The sequence below is a fragment of the Marinovum sp. E3 genome (assembly GCF_055755275.1).
Genome location: NZ_JBVTQV010000007.1, coordinates 89,980 through 111,298 on the forward strand (window position 1 = coordinate 89,980; position 21,319 = coordinate 111,298).

The 21,319-nt window shown below is 65.4% G+C and carries 20 protein-coding genes; 12 read left to right on the forward strand and 8 right to left on the reverse strand.

Annotation, left to right across the window (positions count from 1 at the left end):
* Positions 1-27: 27 nt before the first annotated feature.
* The 7 genes from AC0J5K_RS22410 (at position 28) to AC0J5K_RS22440 (ending at position 7,693) form a co-directional block, all read left to right on the forward strand.
* Positions 28-765 carry a GntR family transcriptional regulator gene (locus AC0J5K_RS22410; protein WP_048535781.1) on the forward strand — a complete coding sequence of 246 codons (738 nt, stop codon included), beginning with the start codon at positions 28-30 and terminating at the stop codon, positions 763-765.
* Between the two features lie 15 nt (positions 766-780).
* Entirely contained in the window at positions 781-2,202 is a 1,422-nt protein-coding gene (locus tag AC0J5K_RS22415) for an L-fucose/L-arabinose isomerase family protein (protein WP_420398435.1), read from the forward strand.
* A gap of 70 nt (positions 2,203-2,272) precedes the next feature.
* Positions 2,273-3,316, forward strand: a complete 1,044-nt coding sequence (locus AC0J5K_RS22420) for an ABC transporter ATP-binding protein (RefSeq protein WP_420398436.1) — start codon at positions 2,273-2,275, stop codon at positions 3,314-3,316.
* 38 nt (positions 3,317-3,354) lie between these two features.
* Positions 3,355-4,704, forward strand: coding sequence for an ABC transporter substrate-binding protein (locus AC0J5K_RS22425; protein ID WP_048535785.1), 1,350 nt, complete (start codon positions 3,355-3,357; stop codon positions 4,702-4,704).
* 69 nt (positions 4,705-4,773) lie between these two features.
* Positions 4,774-5,709, forward strand: a complete 936-nt coding sequence (locus AC0J5K_RS22430; RefSeq protein ID WP_211568937.1) for an ABC transporter permease — start codon at positions 4,774-4,776, stop codon at positions 5,707-5,709.
* Between the two features lies 1 nt (position 5,710).
* A complete protein-coding gene (locus AC0J5K_RS22435; protein WP_048535788.1) occupies positions 5,711-6,571 on the forward strand; it encodes an ABC transporter permease in 861 nt (286 codons plus the stop codon).
* A 12-nt stretch (positions 6,572-6,583) separates the two neighbouring features.
* On the forward strand, positions 6,584-7,693 hold the full coding sequence (locus tag AC0J5K_RS22440) for a nucleoside hydrolase (protein ID WP_420398437.1): 1,110 nt from the start codon (positions 6,584-6,586) through the stop codon (positions 7,691-7,693).
* A 71-nt stretch (positions 7,694-7,764) separates the two neighbouring features.
* On the opposite strand, the gene AC0J5K_RS22445 is transcribed toward AC0J5K_RS22440, so the two are convergent.
* From AC0J5K_RS22445 to AC0J5K_RS22465, 5 genes are all read right to left on the reverse strand, one after another.
* Positions 7,765-8,805 carry an ABC transporter ATP-binding protein gene (locus tag AC0J5K_RS22445; RefSeq protein WP_420398438.1) on the reverse strand — a complete coding sequence of 347 codons (1,041 nt, stop codon included), beginning with the start codon at positions 8,803-8,805 and terminating at the stop codon, positions 7,765-7,767.
* Complete coding sequence (locus AC0J5K_RS22450) at positions 8,798-9,814, reverse strand: ABC transporter ATP-binding protein (protein WP_048535793.1); 1,017 nt, start codon at positions 9,812-9,814, stop codon at positions 8,798-8,800. Before AC0J5K_RS22450 ends, AC0J5K_RS22445 begins: the two co-directional genes overlap by 8 nt.
* 13 nt (positions 9,815-9,827) lie before the next feature.
* Positions 9,828-10,793: an ABC transporter permease gene (locus AC0J5K_RS22455; protein ID WP_274590837.1), complete on the reverse strand. Its 966-nt coding sequence runs from the start codon at positions 10,791-10,793 to the stop codon at positions 9,828-9,830.
* Entirely contained in the window at positions 10,790-11,761 is a 972-nt protein-coding gene (locus AC0J5K_RS22460; protein WP_082154709.1) for an ABC transporter permease, read from the reverse strand. The genes AC0J5K_RS22455 and AC0J5K_RS22460 overlap by 4 nt, the downstream gene beginning before the upstream one ends.
* Positions 11,762-11,824: 63 nt before the next feature.
* Entirely contained in the window at positions 11,825-13,420 is a 1,596-nt protein-coding gene (locus tag AC0J5K_RS22465; protein ID WP_074837790.1) for an ABC transporter substrate-binding protein, read from the reverse strand.
* 187 nt (positions 13,421-13,607) lie between these two features.
* On the opposite strand from AC0J5K_RS22465, the gene AC0J5K_RS22470 reads away from it, so the two are divergent.
* The 5 genes from AC0J5K_RS22470 to AC0J5K_RS22490 all read left to right on the forward strand — a co-directional run bounded on the left by AC0J5K_RS22470 (position 13,608) and on the right by AC0J5K_RS22490 (position 18,030).
* Entirely contained in the window at positions 13,608-14,210 is a 603-nt protein-coding gene (locus AC0J5K_RS22470) for an AAA family ATPase (RefSeq protein WP_420398439.1), read from the forward strand.
* Positions 14,207-14,998, forward strand: coding sequence for an inositol monophosphatase family protein (locus AC0J5K_RS22475; RefSeq protein WP_420398440.1), 792 nt, complete (start codon positions 14,207-14,209; stop codon positions 14,996-14,998). Before AC0J5K_RS22470 ends, AC0J5K_RS22475 begins: the two co-directional genes overlap by 4 nt.
* Before the next feature lie 39 nt (positions 14,999-15,037).
* Positions 15,038-16,096, forward strand: a complete 1,059-nt coding sequence (locus tag AC0J5K_RS22480; protein ID WP_420398441.1) for a LacI family DNA-binding transcriptional regulator — start codon at positions 15,038-15,040, stop codon at positions 16,094-16,096.
* Between the two features lie 60 nt (positions 16,097-16,156).
* The gene (locus AC0J5K_RS22485) at positions 16,157-16,900 is read left to right on the forward strand and encodes a sulfite exporter TauE/SafE family protein (protein ID WP_048535804.1); all 744 of its coding nucleotides are present in this window, start codon (positions 16,157-16,159) and stop codon (positions 16,898-16,900) included.
* A 131-nt stretch (positions 16,901-17,031) separates the two neighbouring features.
* A complete protein-coding gene (locus AC0J5K_RS22490; protein ID WP_274590842.1) occupies positions 17,032-18,030 on the forward strand; it encodes a LacI family DNA-binding transcriptional regulator in 999 nt (332 codons plus the stop codon).
* A 3-nt stretch (positions 18,031-18,033) separates the two neighbouring features.
* Here AC0J5K_RS22490 and AC0J5K_RS22495 read toward each other — a convergent pair whose 3' ends face one another.
* From AC0J5K_RS22495 to AC0J5K_RS22505, 3 genes are read right to left on the reverse strand one after another with little or no spacing between them, the layout of a single operon-like run.
* Complete coding sequence (locus tag AC0J5K_RS22495; protein ID WP_420398442.1) at positions 18,034-19,167, reverse strand: Gfo/Idh/MocA family protein; 1,134 nt, start codon at positions 19,165-19,167, stop codon at positions 18,034-18,036.
* 12 nt (positions 19,168-19,179) lie between these two features.
* On the reverse strand, positions 19,180-20,073 hold the full coding sequence (locus tag AC0J5K_RS22500; RefSeq protein WP_420398443.1) for a TIM barrel protein: 894 nt from the start codon (positions 20,071-20,073) through the stop codon (positions 19,180-19,182).
* A gap of 19 nt (positions 20,074-20,092) precedes the next feature.
* Entirely contained in the window at positions 20,093-21,196 is a 1,104-nt protein-coding gene (locus AC0J5K_RS22505; protein WP_283638753.1) for a Gfo/Idh/MocA family protein, read from the reverse strand.
* Positions 21,197-21,319 lie beyond the last annotated feature (123 nt).

A 21,319-nucleotide genomic window follows, 5' to 3' on the forward strand; every position in this document is an offset into this window, starting at 1 on the left:
AATTGGACGCATCAGAAAGGTATCAGGATGAACACGCGCGCGGCCCCGAAATATCAGGTTGTCCATGACGAGTTGCTGCGGCGGCTCAAGGCCGGGATGTATTCGGTCGGCACCCGGCTGCCTTCGGAGGAGACGCTGGCGCAATCCTTTGCGGTCAGCCGGGTCACCGCGCGCCGGGCGCTGGAACTGCTGGTCGACGCCGGCTATCTGGTCTCGCGTCAGGGCAGCGGCTATCTGGTCAACACGCTGTCGCCGCCGGAAACCACCTGCCTCACCTCCTTTACAGACATGGTGCTGCGCGAAGGGCGGATGCCCGGCGCCCGGCTGATCGAAATCCGCGAAGAGGATCCGACCCCGCCCGCCGAGGTCACGGCGCTGTTTGACGAGCCGGTGGCGCTGATCCGCCGGCTGCGCACCATCGACGACGAACCCAAGCTCCTGGTCAGCACCTGGCTGCCGCGCCGGCTGGTGCCGGGGCTGAGCAAGGCGGATTTCCCGGAGCAGGGGCAGGATCAGTCGATCCTGCGCATCCTCGCCGACCGCTTCAAGATCGACTGGGGCCGCGCCTGCGAGACCGTGGGCTCCTGTGCCGCGCCGGCCGATGCCGCCGAATGGCTGGGCATCAAACCCGATACGCCGATCCTGTCACAGGCCTGCACCGCCTTCGACGATGACCAGCGGCCGGTGTTTTTCGACCAAGTCTACCGGGTCGGTCCCATCACCTACACCCTTGTCGGGGCGCGGCGCGAAGCCGACCCGGCCTGAACCCAAGGAATGCCCATGCCCCTCGTGATCGGCCTGATCAAGGCCTCCCTGCCCAGCTACTTTCCCGAGCGCCACGGCGTGTTCGACGCCGCGCTGGCCGCGCTTGAAGAGATCGCCGGGGCCTGTGGCGCGCGGATCGTCGAGGCCGAGGGCGTGCCGATGACCGGCGCGGAGGCGCAGAAGGCGCTGGATCAGTGCCGTGGGCAGGGGGCGGAGTTCATCCTGTTGCTGCATGGCGGATTTACCATGGGCGACGTGGCGCGGCAGATCGCGCTGTCGGACCTGCCGATGGGGGTCTGGGCCACGCCCGAGCCCGGCCACGAGGGTGATATCCAGCTCAACAACTTTGTGTCGCTCAACATGAGCCTGTCGATTGCGCGGGGCGTGCGTGACCTGCGTCGCAATCCGGTGCAATGGTATTTCGGTGCGTCGGAAGACACGGCCCTGCGCGCCCGGTTGGGCCGCAGCTTCCGCGCCCTTTCGGCGCGGGCGGCGCTGCGCGATGCGCGGGTCGGGGTGATCGGCGGGCTGGCGCCGACCTTCTACAACATGGCGGTCTCGCCCGATACCTTGAAGCGTGCGACCGGGGTGGAGCCGGTGCATGTGGACATGCATCGGCTGACCGCCACGATGGCCGCTTGCGGCGCCGAGCCGGTGGCGCAGGAGGTGGCGGCCATGGAGGCGCGGGCCGAGGTGCGTGGCGTTTCGGACGCGCAGATGGCGCTGACCGCACGGGCGGCGCTGGCCTTGCGGCAGATCGTGGCCGAGGACGGCTTTGCCGGACTGGCGGTGTCGGATTGGCCGGCCTTGCAGGACGACCCGGGCATGCATCCCGGCGCCGCCTTCACCTGGCTCGAAGAGGTCGACAACCTGCCGCTGGCCTCGGAGGGCGACGTTCTGGGCACGGTGACCCAGATCGTCACGCGGGCGCTGACCGGCCGGGTCGGCAGCCTGCTCGACATGACTTCGCCGCAGCTCGACGCCGACCGCATCCTGATGTGGCACGGCGGCGGCGGGCCGCTTTACATGGGTGGGGCCGAGGCCGCCTGGATCAACCACCCGATGATCGGACGCGGCACGCCGGACGGCCCGCGTTTCGGCGCCATCGCTGATTTCGTCTTTCCCGACGGGCCGCATACGGTGCTGCGGGTGGCCCGCAACGGCAGCGCCGCCTTTGGCTTCGAGGCCGAGGTCAGGGCGGGGGGCGAATCGGGGTTCACCGGCTGTCGCGGCTGGGTCACCGACTTTCGCTCGGCCAGGGGCGCCCACTCTGCCGGCGATATCGTGACTTCGGTGATGGAGCACGGGCTCGATCACCACTTTGTTCTGGTGCCCGGATCTTTTGCCAGTGATTTCCGCGAATTCGCCGCCTGGATGGCGATGGAGCCGCTGGAGATCATCAGCGAACATGACGGTTTGGCGAACGGTATCGGTTGACAGAACCGCTCGCGCGTGTGAACTTGTACATACTAATTAGACAATACAAATTGTCTGTAGGGAGGCCCATGTGACCAAGGTCCAGCTCAACGCCGTGCGAAAGCAGTTCGGCGGCTTCGTGGCGATCGAGAACATCGATCTGGAGATTGCATCGGGAGAGCTTGTCGCGCTGCTGGGTCCGTCGGGCTGTGGCAAGACGACGACCCTGAGGATGATCGCGGGGCTGGAACGTCCGAGCGGCGGCGCCATCCTGTTTGACGATCAGGACGTCTCGGAACAGCCGGTGCAGGACCGCAATGTCGGCATGGTCTTTCAGCGCTATGCGCTGTTCCCGCATATGACGGTGGAGAAGAACGTGGCTTTCGGGCTGAGCGTGCGTGGCACGCCGCGCGCCGAGATCGCCGATCGGCTGGAAGAAATGCTCGATGTGGTGCAGCTCGGCCAGTTCCGCCACCGTTTTCCGGCACAGCTCTCGGGCGGGCAGATGCAGCGGGTGGCGATTGCCCGCACGCTGATCACCAAGCCCTCGGTGCTGATGATGGATGAGCCGTTGGCCAACCTCGACACCAAGCTGCGCGGCGAGATGCGGCGCTTTATCCGCGACCTGCAACAACGCTTCGGCATCACCACGATCTTTGTCACCCATGACCAGGTCGAGGCGATGGAGTTGGCCGACCGGGTGGCGGTGATCTTTGACGGCCATCTGGCGCAATATGATGCGCCCGACCGGCTCTATCGTCAGCCGGCCAATCTCGATGTCGCCGATTTCATGGGGGCGACCAATATCGTCCCCGCCGCGATGAAAGCCGACGATCTGGCCGAAACCGGCGTCGGCGCGATCCGGGTGGCACCGCGACCGGGCTTTGGCGCCGGAGAGAACGTGCAGGTGATGCTGCGCAGCGAGGCGATCGACCTGATGATCACCCAACCGACGCAGGGAGGCGTTCCGGGCAAGGTGGTGGCGCGCGATTTCTTTGGCGCCAGCGTCAACTACACGGTCGATTGCGGCGCTCATCAGATCACCGTCACCGAACAGGCGCGGCGGCTGGTGGAGGTCGATACCCCGGTCTGGCTCGACATCGACCCGGACAGGGTCTGGCTGCTGGCAAGCTGAGCTGCGAGCGGTTCTTGGATAACTCAGGGAGGAAGATCATGAAACATACAGCAACAGTCGCGAGCCTGCTCGCGCTCTTTGCGGCGGGGGCCGCTCAGGCCCAGGACGCCGAGGCGGCGCAGTTCCGCGACGGATTTCTCGCCGGCGAGATCGACTGGTCTGCGGTCGAGGCACGGGCGGCCGAGGAAGGCACCGTCAATCTCTATTACTGGGGCGGCTCGGATCTGCTGAACGTCTGGATGGACAGGGTCGTCACACCGGCCCTGGCCGAGCGCGACGTCACGCTCAACCCGGTGCGCATCACCGGCACCAAGGATGCCGTCGATCTGGTGCTGGCCGAGAAGAACTCGGGCAAGGGCGTGGGCCAGGGCAGCGTCGACATGATCTGGCTCAATGGCGAGAATTTTGCCACGCTGAAGCGGCAGGACGCGCTTTTCGGCAGTTTCGCGCGGCTGTTGCCGAATGCGGAAAACCTCGAATGGAACCCCGACGACCCGCGCGCGCTGCTCAACCTGCGCGACTTCGGGGTCGAGACCGGCGGCGCCGAAGTGCCCTGGTCGGGCGAACAATATGTCTGCGCCTACAACGCGGATCGGGTGGCGGCCGAGGATGTGCCGTCGACCTTTGCCGAGCTGCGCGGCTATCTCGAGGCGAACACCGGCAAATTCACCTATATCAAGCCGCCGCATTACATCGGCAACACCTTCGTGCAGGAGGCGATCTATGCGCATAACCCCGATGGCAACGGCGCCGAGCCGTTCCAGCGCTCGGTCGACGAGATCCCGGCCGAAGAACTGGCGCGGCTGATCGCGCCGGGGCTGGACTATCTGCGCGACCTCGAGCCGCTGCTGCTCGACGCCGCCGGCGGCACGCCGCGTTACCCGGAAGACAATGCCGCGCTCGACGGCCTGTTCCTTAACGGAGAAGTCGATTTCAATTGCAAGTTCGGTCTTTATGCCGTGGCCACGGGCCTCGCCACCGGCTCTTATCCCGAAGCCGCGACGCAGTTCGTCTTTCCCGAAGGCAACATGATCAAGAACAAGAACTATCTGGCGATCCCGGCCAATGCGCCGAACCCGGGTGCCGCGCTTGTTCTGGCCGATTGGATGACCTCGGTCGAGGCGCAGGCCTCCAAACTGCAACAGACCGGCATGCCGGCCGGCATCGACGGCTGGACACTGGAGGAGGCCGAGGCGCAATCCATCGTCGAGGCCAGCCCGGGGCTGGTCGGGGTGACCCAGGCCGAACTGGACGCCAATGCCGCGCCCGACACCAATGCGACGCTGGTCGACGTGATCGAGGCCACCTGGCTCGAATACATCGAGCGTGACAGCACCGACCCGATCGAGGCGATCGTCGCGCGCGCCTACGACAACCTGTCGAAGTAACCGGCAGGGCGGCCGCCCACCGCTCCCCAGGGTGGCCGCACCTTTTTCCTATCCCAATCGGAGGCACGGATGTCCGTATCATCGTCGATTGCGTCCAGATCCGGCGCCCAAGAACGGATGACGGCGCGCGAACGCCGCACCCGGTTCTGGCAGATGGTCCAACTCGTGCCGATCATGGCCATCCTGGTGCTGCTGTTCGGCGGCGCGCTGGTTCTGGCGATCCTGCAATCGCTGGGTTTCGCGCCCTGGTTCGGGGTCAACACCTTCCCGGATTTCAGCTATTTCGGTGCGCTCTGGGGCTCGTCCACCTTCTGGGTCTCGCTCGGGCTGACGCTTTATTATGCCACCGTCTCCACCGTGATCGCGCTGATCCTCGGCATCCTTTTGGCGCTGGCGCTGGTCAAGACCTTTCCCAGCAAGACCTTCTACAAGTATCTCTACAAGCTGCCGCTGATGATCCCCTACACGGTGGGCATCGCGCTGGCCGTGCTGATGCTGTCGAACGGCGGGATGCTGTCGCGACTGGCGGCGTTTTTCGGCCTGATCGACGACCCGGCGCAGTTCCCGCAAATCCTCAAGACCCATTACGGCTGGGGCATCATCGCGGTCTATGTCTGGAAGCAGACGCCTTTCATCACCCTGGCGGTCTATGCCGTGCTGCTCGGCATCGGCCGCGAGACCGAAGAGGCGGCGGCGATCCTCGGGGCCAACCGCCGCACGATCTTCTTTCGGGTGACCCTGCCGCAGATTCTGCCGGGCGTGGTGTCGTCGACGCTGATCTGCTTTGCCTTCAACGTCGGGGCCTTCGAGGCGCCCTTCATCCTCGGTGGCGGCTTTCCCGATACGCTGCCGGTGGTGGCCTGGCGCTATTTCAACGACGCGGACTACACGCTGCAACTTCAGGGCATGGCGACGGTGGTGTCGATCGGGCTGGTCGCCGGGGTGATCCTGTTTGGCTATCTCGCCGCCTACCGCCGCTACGAACGCCGCATGGGACGCAACTGACATGGCCAGGAAATTCAACATCGCATTGTCGAGCCGGCTGTCGCCGTTCCAGAAGTTCTACCTTCTGATCATCGCGGGGTTCATCCTCGGGCCGTTCATTCCGCTCATCATCCAGAGCTTTGCCTTCCGCTGGGCCTGGCCCGACCTGTTGCCCGGCACCTGGTGGCTGGAACAGCGCGACCGGGCGATGGTGCCGCTGGCCTGGGATTACGTGCTCTCGCCCTACAGCCGGGTCTGGGAGGCGACGGTCAACACCGTGCTGATCGGCTCGATCGTCACCGTGATCTGCCTGGCGATCTGCCTGCCGGCGGCGCGGGTGCTGGCGCGCGAGAAGTTCCGCGGCAAGAGCGCCTTCGAATTCTTTCTGTCGCTGCCGCTGATCGTGCCCGAAGCCGCCATCGGCATCGCGCTTCTGATGATGTTCATACGGCTCGGGCTGGCGGGGAGTTACGTGGGCATCATCATCGCCCATCTCATTCCGACCATTCCCTACATGGTGCGGATGCTGACCGCAGTCTATCAGGGGCTGGGCCGCGATTTCGAGGAACAGGCGATGATCCTCGGGGCAAGCCGCTGGCAGGTGCTGCGGCTGGTGACCCTGCCGATGCTGCTGCCCGGCGTGGTGGCAGGCGCGCTCTTCACCTTCCTCGTCTCGACCAACATCTTTCTGCTGACCTTCTTTCTCGGTCAGGGCCAGATCGTGACGCTGCCGACGCTGCTGTTCTCCAAGATCGCCGGCGGCACGCTCGACGCCTCGGCGGCGGGGATCACCCTGATTGTCACCCTGCCGGGCATCATCCTGCTGATCATTTCCGAGCGCTTCATCAAGGAAGAGGCCTTCGGCAAGGGCTTTGGAAACTAAGGAGACCATTCCATGACCACCCCGCAATCCATCCTCAACCGGTTTCCGAAGCTCGACGATGCCTTCGTCGAGGCGCGGCTCGGCCGCCCGGGCGCGAAACCGCGTGTCATCATCGACACCGACACCGCCAACGAGATCGACGATCAATATGCCGTCGCCTGGGCACTGCTCTCGCCCGAGCGGCTCGAGCTCGAAGGCGTCACCGCGGTGCCCTTCAGCTTTGCCCATCACCGCGACGAGCTGATCGCCTCGGTCGAGGCGCTCGAAGCGGCGCGGGACTCCGGCGAAAAGGGGCGCTTCATGGGCGGTCTTGGCGGCTGGGCGCAGCGGCTGGTGGATCAGGGCAAGCGGGCCGAAGATGTCAAATTCGTTGGGCCCGACGAGGGCGCGGAACTGTCCTATGAAGAGATCCTGCGGGTGTTCGACAAATGCGGCGTGCCCGCGGAGGGCAAGGTGTTTCGCGGCACGCCGGGTTACCTCGAAACCCTGGAACAGCCGGTCGACACCCCGGCGGCGCGCTTCATCATCGAACGCGCAAGGGCCGAGGACGAGCGGCCGCTGTACATCCTGGCCATGGGGGCGCTGACCAATATCGCCTCGGCCCTGCTGATGGCGCCCGACATCATCGAAAGGATCGTCGTGGTCTGGACCTCGGGCTTTCCGTCTTACGCGCCATTCTGCAACGTGCCGTCGCTGAATCTGGTGCAGGACCCGCTGGCTTCGCAACTGCTGTTCGATTGCGGTGTGCCGCATGTCTATCTTCCGGGCTATCACGTCGGCGCGCAGCTCAAGCTGTCGCTGCCGGAAATGGAAAGCTTCGTGAAGGACAAGGGGGCGATCGGCGCCTATCTGCACCATCTCTATACCCACAACCCGCTGCACGAGATGTTCGCTATCACCGAGCGGGAAACCAAGACCTGGGTGATCTGGGACGTGATCAACGTCGCCTGGCTGTTCGACGAAAGCTATGTGTCGACCCATATGACCCGGTCGCCGCTGCTCGATGACGGGCTTTACTGGCAACATCCCGAGGGGCGGCACCTGATGCTCGAGGCCTATGATCTCAACCGCGATGCGATTTTCGAAGACATGTACCGGGCCTTGGCGCGCGCGCCTTCCTGACCGGCGGTCTCTCCTGAAAGTCAAAGGGGGCGCGTGTTTCGCGCCCCCGAGCTATTTGTGGCCTGACCGGCTCAGGCCCGGTCGCCGGGCTCGGACGGGCCGGCCAGATGCCGCAGATCGGCGGCGGGCTCGAGCTCGCCGGCAAAGTGACAGCGGACCTTGGCGTCGCCCACCTCGCGCACCGGCGGCGGCGTCTGCCGGCAGAGATCGCGCGCATGGGCGCAGCGCGGATGAAACGGGCAGCCCGAGGGCGGCATGATCGGATTGGGCACCTCGCCTTCGAGCACGATGACATCGCGGTCTTTCTGTTTCGGATCGGGCACCGGCACCGCCGATAGCAGGGCCACGGTATAGGGGTGCCGGGGTGTGCGGAACACCGCGTCGGTCGGGCCTTCCTCGACCACCTGCCCCAGATACATCACGATCACCCGGTCCGAGATGTGGCGCACCACCGACAGGTCATGCGCAATGAAGAGGTAAGCCAGCCCAAGCTTGTCTTGCAGATCCTTCAACAGGTTCACCACCTGTGCCTGTACCGAGACATCGAGCGCCGAGACCGCCTCGTCACAGACGATCACCTCGGGCTCCAGCGCCAGCGCGCGGGCGATACCGATCCTCTGGCGCTGACCGCCGGAGAACTGGTGCGGATAGCGGTCGGCGTCGGAGGGGTTCAGCCCGACCAGCGTCAGCAGCTCGGCCACCCGTGCCTCGCGCCGGGCGGGCGGCACGATGTCGGGAAAGACCTGCCAGGGTTCCGATAGGATGCGGCGCACGGTAAACCGGGGATCGAGCGAGCTGTAGGGATCCTGGAACACCACCTGGATATGGCGGCGCAGCTTCTGCATCTCGGCCTTGGGCAGATCGAGAATGTTGCGCCCGTGATAACGCACCTCGCCGCCGGTCGGCTCGTTGAGACGGAGCACGGTGCGGGCGAGGCTCGACTTGCCGCAGCCGGATTCCCCGACCAGCCCGACCGTTTCGCCGTGGCGCAGGGTAAAGCTGACGTCGCGCACCGCGGCCAGCGACCGCAGCTTGCCGCCGAAGAGGCCCGGCTTGCCCAGAACGTAGTCCTTGCGGATGTCACGGACTTCGAAAACGGGGGTGTCAGTCATGGCGCGTCTCCTCGGCCAGATGGCAGGCGGCGGCCTGGCCCTTGGCCACCATCCGCAGGTTCGGCCGCTCGGTCAGGCAGCGGTCGACCCGCTGCTCGCAGCGGGGGTGAAAGGCGCAGCCCCTGGGCATGCGCCCGGCGGCAGGCGGCGTGCCGCCGATGGCGTGCAGCGCGCCCGATGCCCCGTCGAGGCGCGGCATCGAGCGGATCAGCCCGCGCGTGTAGGGATGGGTCGGGGTTTCGAAGAGCGCGTCGACCGGGCCGCTTTCGACGATCCGCCCGGCATACATCACCATCGCCCGGTCGACGGTTTCCGCCACCAGCCCGAGATCATGGGTGATCAGCACCAGCGCCATGCCGTCTTCGCGCTGCAACTCGGCCAGCAGGGTCATGATCTGGCGCTGCACGGTGACGTCGAGCGCCGTCGTCGGCTCGTCCGCGATCAGGATCTGCGGGTTCAGCGCCAGCGCGGTGGCGATCATCACCCGCTGGCACATGCCGCCGGAAAACTCGTGCGGATAACAGCCGACCCGCGTCTTGGCCGAGGGGATCTTGACCCGGTCCATCAGCTCGATGGCCTTGCGTTCGGCCTCGGCTTGGCTGCATTTGCGGCGCAGGCGGTAGACCTCGGCAATCTGGGTGCCGACGGTCAGGCTGGGGTTCAGCGCGCTCATCGCATCCTGAAAGATCATTGCGATCTTCTCGCCCCGGAGCTGCCGGCGGTCGCGCTCCGCCATGGTCAGCACGTCGCGGCCGTCAAACAGCACCTGCCCCGAAACATGACCGGGGGGTGATTTGATCAGCCCCATGATCGCCTCGAGCCCGACGCTCTTGCCCGAGCCGCTTTCGCCGATAATGCCCAGCGTCTCGCCGGGAGAGAGCGACCAGCTGACGCCGCCGACCGCCTTGACCAGCCCGTGCGGCGTGTCGAAGCTCACCCGCAGGTCGCGGATGTCGAGCAGGGGGGCCGGGACGGCATCCAGGGTTTCATAGGGTTGCATGGCTCGCATCTTGGTCTCCGGCTCAGTCTTCATCGTCGATCGGCTGGCTATTGCGGCGCGGCGGCGTCAGCCAGCGCCAGCGCTGCACCGGGTCGGTGATCGCCCGCGCCCAGGCGGCAACGAGGTTCAGCGCCAGCGCGGTGAGAAAGATCGCCGCGCCGGGCATCACCACCAGCCACCAGGCCGAGCTGATGTATTCCCGCCCGCGGGCGATCATCAGCCCCCAGGAGGATTGCGGCGCCTGCACCCCGAAGCCGAGGAAGGACAGCGAGGCCTCCGACAGGATCAGCACCGCGATTTCCAGGGTGAAGAGCACGATCAGCGGTGAGATCATGTTGGGCAGGAGATGCGTCAGGATGATCCGCCGGTCGCTGCCGCCGATGGCGCGGGCGGCGGTGATATAGGTGTGCTGCTGGTGGTTGAGCGTCAGCGAGCGCGCCATCCGGGCAAAGACCATCCAGTGCAGCAGGGTAAAGATCAGGATCAGATTGCCAAAGCCCGGCCCGATCACGAACAGGATGAACAGCGCGATCAGCAGCGAGGGCAGGGCCATCATGCCGTCTACCGCGCGCATCAGCACGTCTTCCAGCAGGCCGCGGTAAAAACCGGCCAGCACCCCAAGCGTGATGCCGACAATGCCGGAACAGAGCGCGCCCAGAAGGCCGATCGACATCGACACCCGCGCGCCATGCATCAGCCGCGAGAACAGGTCGCGGCCCAGCTCGTCGGTGCCCAGCAGGTGAAAGCCGCCGTCGCGCGCGGTGCCCAGGGGCGGCACGAAACGCGCCCGCAGGTTGGCCTGGTTCGGCTCGTAGGGCGCCAGCAGATCGGCGCCGAGGGCGGCGATCAGCAACAGCCCGAGAAAGATCGCCGAGACAAAGGCCACCCGGTCGCGCATCAAGGCGCCGAAATAGGCCCGGCTGGTGATTGCCGCCGCGCGGTCATGCGCCTCGTCTTGCGGCAGGGTCTGTGCGTCGACGGCGGTCATGCCCGGCCTCCCCGGTTGTCCATTTCGATACGCGGGTTCAACACCGTATAGGCGAAGTCGACCGCCAGGTTCACGAGGATCACCAGGGCGGCGACCACGCAGATGCCGGCCTGCACCATCGGCAGATCCCGCCGCCCGAGCGAGTCGATCAGCAAAAGGCCGATGCCCGGCCAGGCAAAGACCGTCTCGACCAGCATCGCCCCGGTCAGGAGTTGCGACAGCTCGTCACCGGTGATGGTGACGATCGGGATCGAGGCGTTCTTGAGCGCATGCACGAAGACCACGCGCCATTCCGGCACGCCCTTGGCGCGGGCGGCGGCGATATAGGGTTTCGACAGCTCGTCGAGCATGGCGCTGCGCACCACCTGGGAAATCCGCCCCAGCGGCCGCGCCGCCAGGGTCAGCGCCGGCAGGATCAGATGTTGCCAGGAGCCGTAGCCGCCGGTGGGCAACAGGCCGAGCTGCACGCTGAACACGATGATCAGGATCAGCCCGAGCCAGAACTGCACCACCGAGACCGAGGCCAGCGAGATCACATTGACCAGATTGTCGATCCAGGAGCGCGGATACATCGCCGCGAGACAGCCCAGCACCACCGCCAGCGAAAACGCCAGCACCAGCGCGGTGCCGGCCAGCAGGAACGTGGCCGGCAGACGGCTCAGCACGATCGGCAGCACCGGCGTGCCCTCGGCGCGCAGCGCATCCGACGGCATCATCGAAAAACCGTAGCGGAAGCTGACGCCGAAATCGCCCTGCACCAGATCTCCGAGGAAGACCAGGTATTGCTGCCAGATCGGCTGGTTCAGACCGAGGTTCTCGCGCAGTTGGTCGAGCGCGGTCTCGGAGGCGCTGGTTCCCAACATGATCAGCGCCGGATCACCGATGATCCGGCCGACGACAAAGACAAAGGAGATCAGGACGAACAGCAGCAGCAGCGACTGCATGAAACGTCTGAGCAGGTAGGGCATCAGGCTATACCTCGGCTGAAGTCAGGGGGACGCGGAGCGCCGGAACGCTCCGCGCAGCTCGGTTCAGGAGTCTTCCGCCGGTGTCACGTTCACCGCCAGGAACCGGTGATCGACCCCGAAGGTATAGTCGAATGTGTCCCGGATCAGATAGCCCTTGTCGAGCAGGGCCAGCGGGATGATCGGGTATTGCCCGTGCAGAAAGCCCACCAGCTCCTTCAGCGCCGCGTCGCGGTCGTCGCCGGCAAGGGTCAGCGCCTTGGCCAGCTTGGCATCGAATTCGGGGTTGCAATGCACCGAGGACCGCGAGGCGCCCGAGGGATCGTCGATGTCGGGGCAGGCGTAGTTGCCCAGCAGGTTGGTGCCGAATTCGCCAGAGGCGTTCTGTTTCACATGCACCTGCATCATCGCGCGCGGCGCCTCTTCGGCATAGCCCTTGATGCGGACCCGCGGGTTGAAGACATCGGGCAGTTGCACGTTGATCTCGGTGTTGATGCCGACCTGCTCGAGGAAGAAGCCGATCACCTCGGTCACGGATCCGACCCGCGGCGTGGTGTTGCGGCCGACCACTTCGACGACCAGCCCGTCGACATCCACGCCATCGGCGCGGGCTTCCTCCAGAAGCTGGCGGGAAAGCGCGGGGTCGTAGTCGTATTGCGACAGATCCTCGTCGAAGCCGAGCATGTCGGGCGTGCCGAGCTGGCCCTGTGGCACCGACGCGAGGCCGATCAGATCGGCGATGCCTTCGTAATCGAGGGCGTGAAAGATCGCCTTGCGCACCCGCATGTCCTCGAGCGCGGGATGGGCGTGCAGCGACTGGTCGAGCCGGCCATAAAGATAGGCGTCCGAGGGGCCGGTGACGCAGGAATAGCCGTCATTGCCTTCGGCCGCGTCGCAATCTTCGGGCGAGGGGTTGGTGGCCAGATGCGCCTCTCCGGTGCGGACCATGGCGTTGCGGGCCGATCCCTCGGGCCGGAAGACAAAGCGCAGGGTCTCGAATTGCCGGGTTGTCTCGCCATAGGCGTCTTCGGCGCTCAGGCCCCACCAATCGGGGTTGGCGCTGGCGGTCCAGTATTGGCCGCGCACCCATTCGTCAAAGACATAGGGCCCGGTGCCGATCGGATGGCTGAAGTGCGACGCCGGGCTTTCCTCGATCTGCTTGGCCGAAGAGATGCCGGTCAGGGTCAGGCGGAATTCCAGCATCGGATCGGGCTCGGTCGAGGTGACCTCGATCTCGAGCGGGCCGATGGCCTTGGCGCTCATGACGCCGGGGCCGGCGTACTCCTGAATGGTGAAGGCGCTGTCGGGGCTCCAGATGAAGCTGATGGCCCTGGCGGCCGCTTCGGCGGTCATCTCGGTGCCATCGTGGAATTGCACGCCCTCGCGCAGGGTCAGGCGGACGGTTTTCTCGTCCACACGCTCCCATGCGGTGGCCAGGATCGGGACGTATTCGCCGCTCACCGGATCGGTGGCGATCAGGGTTTCGAGCACATTGCGCAGGCCCGGGGCATTGATTTCCTTGTATGCGCCCTGGGCCGCGAGGTCCTGCGGCTCCTGGTGCACGGCCACCACGAATTCGCCCGCGGGCGCTGCAAGCGCCGGGCCCGCAATCCCTGCGGCCTGTGCCGCGACCAAGGCCAATACCGACAAGTTGTGTCGCATGTGTCTCTCCTCCCGAGGTTCCCGGCCTGTGCCGGCTTGAAGTGATCCGAGGTTACGGTTGGTCCAGAATTTTTGCAAGGGCTTGCAAAAAGAAATTCATCCGATATGGTTCAACCCATCAAGTAAATAGCTTTCTTTTACGGGCGGCCTGCGCCAAAATTGAAAGCCCATGCAAGGATGAGCGTGAATGAGCGACGGATTGATAATTGCGGTTTGCGGCGATTCGGGGGCCGGGAAATCGACCACGACCGGGCTGCTGCGCGACGAGGGGTTCGCGCCTTATTCGCTGTCGGCCTTTTTGCGGCAAGAGGCCGAGGCGGCAATCGACACCCCCACCCGCGAACAGGTGCAAAGCCACGGCAAGAATCAGCAGGAGCGCCACGGCAATCACTATTATGCCGAGGTGCTGATCGCGAAGACCGATCTGATGGCGCAGCGCCGCGCGGTGATCGACGGGTTGCGCAACCTCGACGAGCTGGACCACCTGCGCAGGGTCGCGAGGGACAAGGGGCTGCGGCTGGTTCTGCTGGCGCTGGTGCTGGACACCGAAAGCCGCTTTCAGCGGGTGCAGGGCCGGGCCCGGGCCGGCGATCCGGCCGAGCTCGAGCGGTTTCGCAAGGACGATGCGCGCGCCAATGGCGGCGATGGCGTCTTTCAGAACAATGCCGAACTGATCACCGCCGCCGACGTGCGGATCGAGAACACCGGCGATCTCGACACCCTGCGCGGCAATCTTCGCACGGTGCTGGTGCGGGCCGGCGCCATGGGCGAAAGGCAGGGCAGCGCATGACCGCGACAACCATGACACAGAGCTATGAAGCGCGCTCCCGCGCCGCCGGCGAGATCGTGCGCGAGGCCGGCGCGGTGGCGCTGGCGGCGTTTTGCGACCGGGGCAGCCTGTCGGTGCAGACCAAGGGCAGGCAGGACTGGGTGACCAATGTCGATCTCGAGGTCGAGGCGCTGATCCGCGACCGGCTGGGCCGGCTTTTCCCCGGGGATGCGATTGTCGGCGAGGAAACCGCCCATGACCCGGCAAGCGGCAATACCGCCTGGGTGATCGATCCGATAGATGGCACCACATGTTTCATGTTGGGCGTGCCGCAATGGTGCGTGGTGCTGACCTATACCATCGACGCCCGGCCAGTGGTCTCGGCGATCTACGCGCCGGTCACCGACGAGCTGTTCCATGCCACCGCCGGCGGCGGCGCCTTTCTCAACGGCGCGCCGATCCGGGTGGCCGATGCCAAGGGCATCGGCGCCGGGCTGATCGCGGTCGGGGCGAACGAACATGGCGCGCCGCACAAATCGGCGACCTTCATCGGCAATCTGGTGGCCGACGGCGGCATGTACATTCGCGTCGGTGCCTGCGCCCTGGCTCTGTCTTATGTCGCCTCGGGGCGGCTGCTGGCGGCTTATGAGCCCAAGGTTTCGCCCTGGGACGACCTGGCTGGCATGCTGCTGGTGCGCGAGGCCGGGGGGCGCACCAATGATTTCGCCCCGTCGCTTGCCTCTGAAACGAAACGGCCGGTGCTGGCTTCGACGCCGGGGCTCTGGGATGCGGTGCGCGGGCTTTACTGACCCGAGGAACCGTTTGCGCCGCTTGGAAAATACATCATATTGTCGCGGATCATGAAGGAAAGCACCGAAACTCCCTCTGAGCGGAATGCCAGCCGCATCACCGCGATGGATGTCGCGCGCGAGGCCGGCGTTTCGCTGTCGGCGGTCTCGCGCGTCTTCACCCCGGGCGCCAGCGTTTCGGCCAAGATGCGGGTCAGGGTGATGGAAGCGGCCGACAAGCTCGGCTATCAGCCCAATGTGCTCGCCCGCAGCCTGATGACCCAGCGGACAAACCTCGTCGGTGTGATCCTCGCCAACTTCAAGAACCCGATCTACCTTACGGTGCTCGATCATTTCACCCGGGCACTTCAGGCCCGTGGCTTGCGGGTCTTGCTGCTCAACGTCTCCGACGGCCAGGATCTCGAAGAGATGGCGCGACTGGTGCTGCAATACAGCGTTGACGGGCTGGTGGTCTCGGCGGGGTCGATCTCGCCACATATCACCGAGCAATGTCACAAGCGCCGCATTCCGCTGGTGGCCTTTGCCCGGCGTCCGCGCCGCGCCAATCTTCATGTGGTCTGCGCCGACAATGCCGCCGGCGGCCGGGTCGCCGGGGCGCGGCTGCTGCAATCGGGGCGTCGGCGGTTCGGGTTCATGGCCGGACCTTCGACGGCCTCGACCACGATCGAACGGGGCAAGGGGTTTCGCGCCGCGATCGAAGAGGCGGGGCAGGGGGTGATCGCGACGACCCATGCCCGCGAATACACCTATACCGCCGGGGTCGAGAGCGCCCGCAAGCTTCTGAGCCGGGCCGAGCGCCCCGACGCGGTGTTCTGTGCCAACGACCTGCTGGCGATGGCGCTGATGGATGTGGCGCGTGACGAATTCGGCCTGACCCTGCCGCGCGATCTCTCGGTCATGGGGTTCGACGATGTCGATCTGGCCGCCGCCGCCTCCTATCGTCTGACCACCATCCGTCAGCCGCTCGAGGCCATGGTGCAGGAGACGGTCGATATCCTCAGCCACCGTATCAACACCTGGTCCGAGGGCTGGGAAACCCGGCAGCTTGCCTGTACTGCGGTCGAGCGGGCCTCGATCGCCGAGCCGCCGCCGGACTGACCTTTCAGAAACTCCGTCTCCCATTTGTCTGCGCCTGCGGCGCCGAAGGACCGCCCTACCATGGAAACGCTTGGATTGTTCCTGCTCGCCGCGCTGATCGTCGGCGCATCGAAAGGCGGGCTGGCCTCGGCGGCGGCGCTGGCGGTGCCGATCCTGTCGCTCTGGATGGATCCGCTGATGGCCGCCGGCGTGCTGTTGCCGATCTTTCTGGTCAGCGATGTGGTGGGGGTCTGGCTCTATCGCCGCGAGTTCTCGGCCAGAAACGTGGCGCTGCTGATCCCCGCAGGGTTGGTCGGGGTGATCCTCGCGACCTTTCTGGCGCCGTACATTTCACGCAGCGTGGCCGAGATGGCGACCGGACTGGTCGGGCTGTTCTATTGCGGCCATGCGGTCGGCAAGAAGCTGCGCGGCCGGACCGAGGTGGTGCCGTTCCGGCCTGCCAAGGGGATGTTCTGGGGTGCACTCACCGGCGTCACCAGCTTCATTTCGCACACCGGGGCGCCGCCGTTTCAGACCTTTGTGCTGCCGCAGAAGCTGCCCAAGATGCAATACGCCGGGACCAACACGCTGGTGTTTGCGGCGATCAACCTGTTCAAGCTGCCGGCCTATTCCGCCGTCGGATTGTTTGCCAACATCCATCTGCCGACGCTGCTGGCGATGGCCGCCGTCGCCTCGGTCGGGGCGGTGCTGGGGCGGCGGCTGGCGCTGTGGATGCCCGAAGCGGTCTATATGTTTGTCATCCAGGCGCTGCTGTTCGTGGTCTCGGCCTATCTGGTGATCAAGGCCTCCGGCCAATTGTTCTGATCCGCGGGGCGCACGCGCCGCCCGGGCCCCGCGATTGTGTTGTATACGCTTTTGCAAGCGGTTTATATTGGGCTCTGGCGCGGCGGAAACCGGAAAGGACATGGTCCGGACCACAGAATGGACACGGCAACATGGCAGTGACATTGAGAGAGGTGGCCCTGCGTGCCGGAGTGTCGCGATCGGCAGTGTCGCGGACCTTTACCGAAGGCGCCTCAGTCTCGGCCAAGACCCGGGCCAAGGTCGAGAAGGCGGCGCGCGAACTGGGGTACAGCCCCAATGCGCTGGCTTCCAGCCTGACAACCGGACGGACCAAGATGGTCGGGATGGTGTCGAACAACTTTCACAACCCGATTTTTCTCGAGGTCTTCGATCTCTTCACCCGCGGGCTTCAGGACCGGGGATTGCGCCCGTTGCTGCTCAACCTCACCGACGAACAGGAGCCCGAGGATTCGGTGCGGATGCTGCGGCAGTATTCGGTTGACGGGGTTGTCGTCGCCTCTTCCACTTTGCCACAGGATTTTTCCAAGGCGTTCAAGGATGCCGGCATGCCGGTGGTACACGCTTTCGGCCGCGCTTCGACCGCGCCAGAGGTGCATGTAGTGGGCATCGACAACGTGGCCAGCGGCCGGCTCGCGGCGCGAACGCTGCTGGCTCGCGGCTACCGCGACATCGCCTTTCTCGGCGGCCCGACGACGGCGACCACGACGCAGGACCGCTACACGGGCTTCATGGCCGAACTCGCCAGCCATTCCGAGGTGACGGTCAGCCATTCCTTTGCCGGGAGCTATTCCTTCGAAGCCGGGCGCAGCGAGATGATCCGGCTGCTCGAGAGCCGCCCGGCCGAGGCCTATTTTTGCGGCGATGACGTGCTGTCGATCGGGGCGCTGTCGGCGATCCAGGACTCGGGTTACAGCTGTCCCGGCGATATCGGCATTCTCGGGCTGAACGACATGGAAATGGCGCGCTGGAACAACATCAACCTGACGACGCTGCACCAGCCGATCGGCGAGATTGTCGCCTCGTCGATCGAGCTGATGGTTGCCACGTTGGAAAACAGGGAAATGACGCCGGAAGCGCGGGTCTTTTCCTGCTCGGTGGTCGAGCGGGGCACCTTGCGCCCCGCCCCCTGATCGCTATCTGAACATCGGCGGGCGGGCATCGACCCAGGCGCCTTTGTCGCGGGCCGAGTCCACCGCCTGATGCACCGCTGCCATTGACCGGACACCGGCCTCGGCGCCGGGCAGCCCGTCGCGGGCCTCACCGGCAATCGCATCGGCCAGGTCGCAATAGATGTTGGCCACCGCCAAAGGAAAGCCCTCGGGGTGGGCAATTGACACCCGGCTGAGGCGCTGCGCGTCTTCGTGCAGCCCGGCTTCGCCCTTTTCGATGATCTGGGTGCGGCCGCCGACCGGCGTGTAGATCAGCTGGTTCGGCTGTTCCGACATCCAGCGCAGCCCGCCGGTTTCGCCAAAGATCTGGATGTCGAAACCGTGCTGCCGCCCGATCGCCACGGAAGAGGTCCAGAGCCGCCCGACGGTGCCACCCGACAGGCGGAAATTGATCATCGCGTCGTCTTCCAGCTCGCGGCTGGCAATCGTCGAGGCGAAATCGGCCGAGAGCCTTTCGACCTCGTCGTCGCAGACAAAGCTCGCCATATGCAGCGCGTGAATGCCGCAATCGGCGAATTGCCCGGAGACACCGGCCATCTTGGGATCATAGCGCCAGCGCACGCGCGGATTGTCGGCGTCGGTGGCATCGCCATGGTGGCCGTGGCTGAAGTTGGTGACCACGAGCCGCACCTTGCCGATCTCGCCGGCGCGCACCATGGCGCGGGCCTGGCGCACCATCGGATAGGCCGAATAGCAGTAGTTGACCGCGCAGATACGGCCGGTCTTTTCCGCCACGCGCACGATCTCTTCGCCTTCCTCGACCGTCATGGTCATCGGTTTTTCGCAGAGCACGTTGAAGCCGGCCTCGAGAAACGCCTTGGTGATCTCGAAATGCGTGGCGTTCGGCGTGGCGACGGTGACCAGATCGATCCGGTCGGCGCGGTCTTTCTCGCCCGCCAGCATCTCTTGCCAGTCGCCATAAGACCGGTCGGCGGCGAGGCCCAGTTTCTGCGCGTAGGCGCGGCCTGCCTCGGGCCGGTGATCCAGCGCCCCTGCGGTGAACTCGAACCGGCCATCCGCCAGCGCGCCCAACCGGTGTGCCGGGCCAATCTGACTGCCTTCGCCGCCGCCGATCATGCCCCATCTGAGTTTTGCCATGTCCCTTGCCCTTTACTTGAAGCCGATGGATTCGAGGTATTCCCGGTTCGCCCGGGCATCGCCCAGCGGATCGGGATCCAGCGTCGGATCGCAATCCTGCTCGACCGTGCACCAGCCTTCGAAGCCGGCGTCAAGCAACACCTGCGGCAGCGCCGGAAAATCCACGTCGCCTTCGCCGAGATTGCAGAAGATGCCCTGGCCGCAGGCCTCATAGAAGCCGGTGCGGTTCTCGATCACCCGGGCTTTGACCTCGGGGTCGATGTCCTTGAAATGCATGTAGGAAATGCGACCGATGTGTTTCTTCATGAAGGCCACCGGATCGAAACCGGCATAGGAATGGTGGCCGGTGTCGAAACAGATCTTGAGGATCTTGTCGTCGACCTCGTCCAGCAGGCGCTCCAGCTCGGGTTCGAAATCCATGAAGCCGGCGGCGTGGGCGTGGATGCCCACCGTCAGGCCGTATTCCTCGCTGCCGATCCGGGCGCTTTCCGCGATCCGGTCACGAAAGGCCTGCCATTCGGCCTTGTCCATCTGTTCGGCCTCGCCGGCGCGGCCGGCGGTGGGGGCCCGGCGCGGCGAGATCGAATCGATCAGCACCATATGCCGCGCGCCATGCGCCTGGAGCGCGCGGGCGGTGCGGTGGGTGGCGTCGAGCACGTCGTCCCAGGCGGACGGGTCGTGATAGGGGCGGAACACCACGCCGCCGATCAGCTCCAGCCCGTGTTCGGCCAGCGCCTCGCCGAGGATTGCCGGGTCTTCCGGCATATAGCCCACCGGCCCCAGCTCGATCCCCGTGTAGCCGGCCTCGGCGTTCTGCCGCAGCACCTCGCGCCACGCCGGGTTGCGCGGGTCGCCGGCGAATTCGACACCCCAGGAGCAGGGCGCATTGCCAATTCTGATTGTCATGTGATCTGACCTCTGAATCTCAGTAATCGTTGATGTCTGTCCAGGCCTCGGCATCGGCCGAGGCCAGCGTGGCGGCGATCACCCGGTTGACCTCATGCCCGTCGCGGAACGTCGGCCAGAGTGCCTTGCCGGCGTGGATCGCGGTCAGGAAATCCTTGGCCTCGATGATGATCTGATCCTGGTAGCCGGTGCCATGGCCGGGGCCCTGGCAGAACGGCTGGTAGTCGGGATGCGCCGGGCCGGTGAGGATCTTGGTGAACCCTCGCGTCGCCTCCGGCCCCTCCATGCGATAGAGCCAGAGCGCGTTTTGATCCTCCTGGTCAAAGCGGATCGCGCCCTTGGTGCCCGAAATCTCGTAGGCATAGCCCATCTTGCGGCCGGTGGAGACCCGGCTGAAATACATCTGCCCCATGGCGCCGTTCTCGAAGCGGCACATCAACTGGGCATGGTCATCGTTGGTCACTTCGCCGCCGGGGCGAGCGCGGTGGACCGTCTCATGCGTGCCGATCAGGCGCGCGATCGGCCCGATCAGCGCCAGCGCGCCATTGATCATATGCGGCGCGAGATCGCCCATCGTGCCATTGGCCATGCCGGTCGTGCGCCAGGTGGCCGGGGCCTCGGGATCGGCATAGAAATCCTCGGTATGTTCCCCGCGAAACCAGGTGATCGCTCCGATCACACCGTCGGCGATCAATTGCCGCGCGAATTGGCTGGCCGGGGTACGGATGTAGTTGAACCCGACCATGTTGACCACGCCTGCGGCCTCGGCGGCGGCAACCATCGCGGCGCTTTCGTCGAGCGAGGCACCCAGCGGCTTTTCGCAGAACACCGGCTTGCCCAGCTTGAACGCCGCTTCGGCAATTTCGCGGTGGGTTTCCTGCGGGGTGGCGATGACCACGGCCTCGACCGCGGGGTCATTGACCAGCACGCGCCAATCATCGGTGCCGCGCGCGAAACCATAGGCGGCACGATAACGTTCCGCGCTTTGCGGGGTGGTGGCGCAGACCATTTCCAGACGCGGCTTGAGCGCGGTGTCGAAAATCGCCCCGACAGAAGACATGGCGACCGCATGCGCCTTGCCCATGTAACCGCCCCCCAGAATGCCGATGCCGATCTCAGCCATCGTTTTTCCTCCCTCTGTCCATTTTCGTTTTGCAACCGGTTGCAAAACAGGTATCGTGACTCTAGACATCTCGCAAGTCCGATTTCGCCAGAGATCGAAATTTCCCAGGGAGGGTTCGCGCAA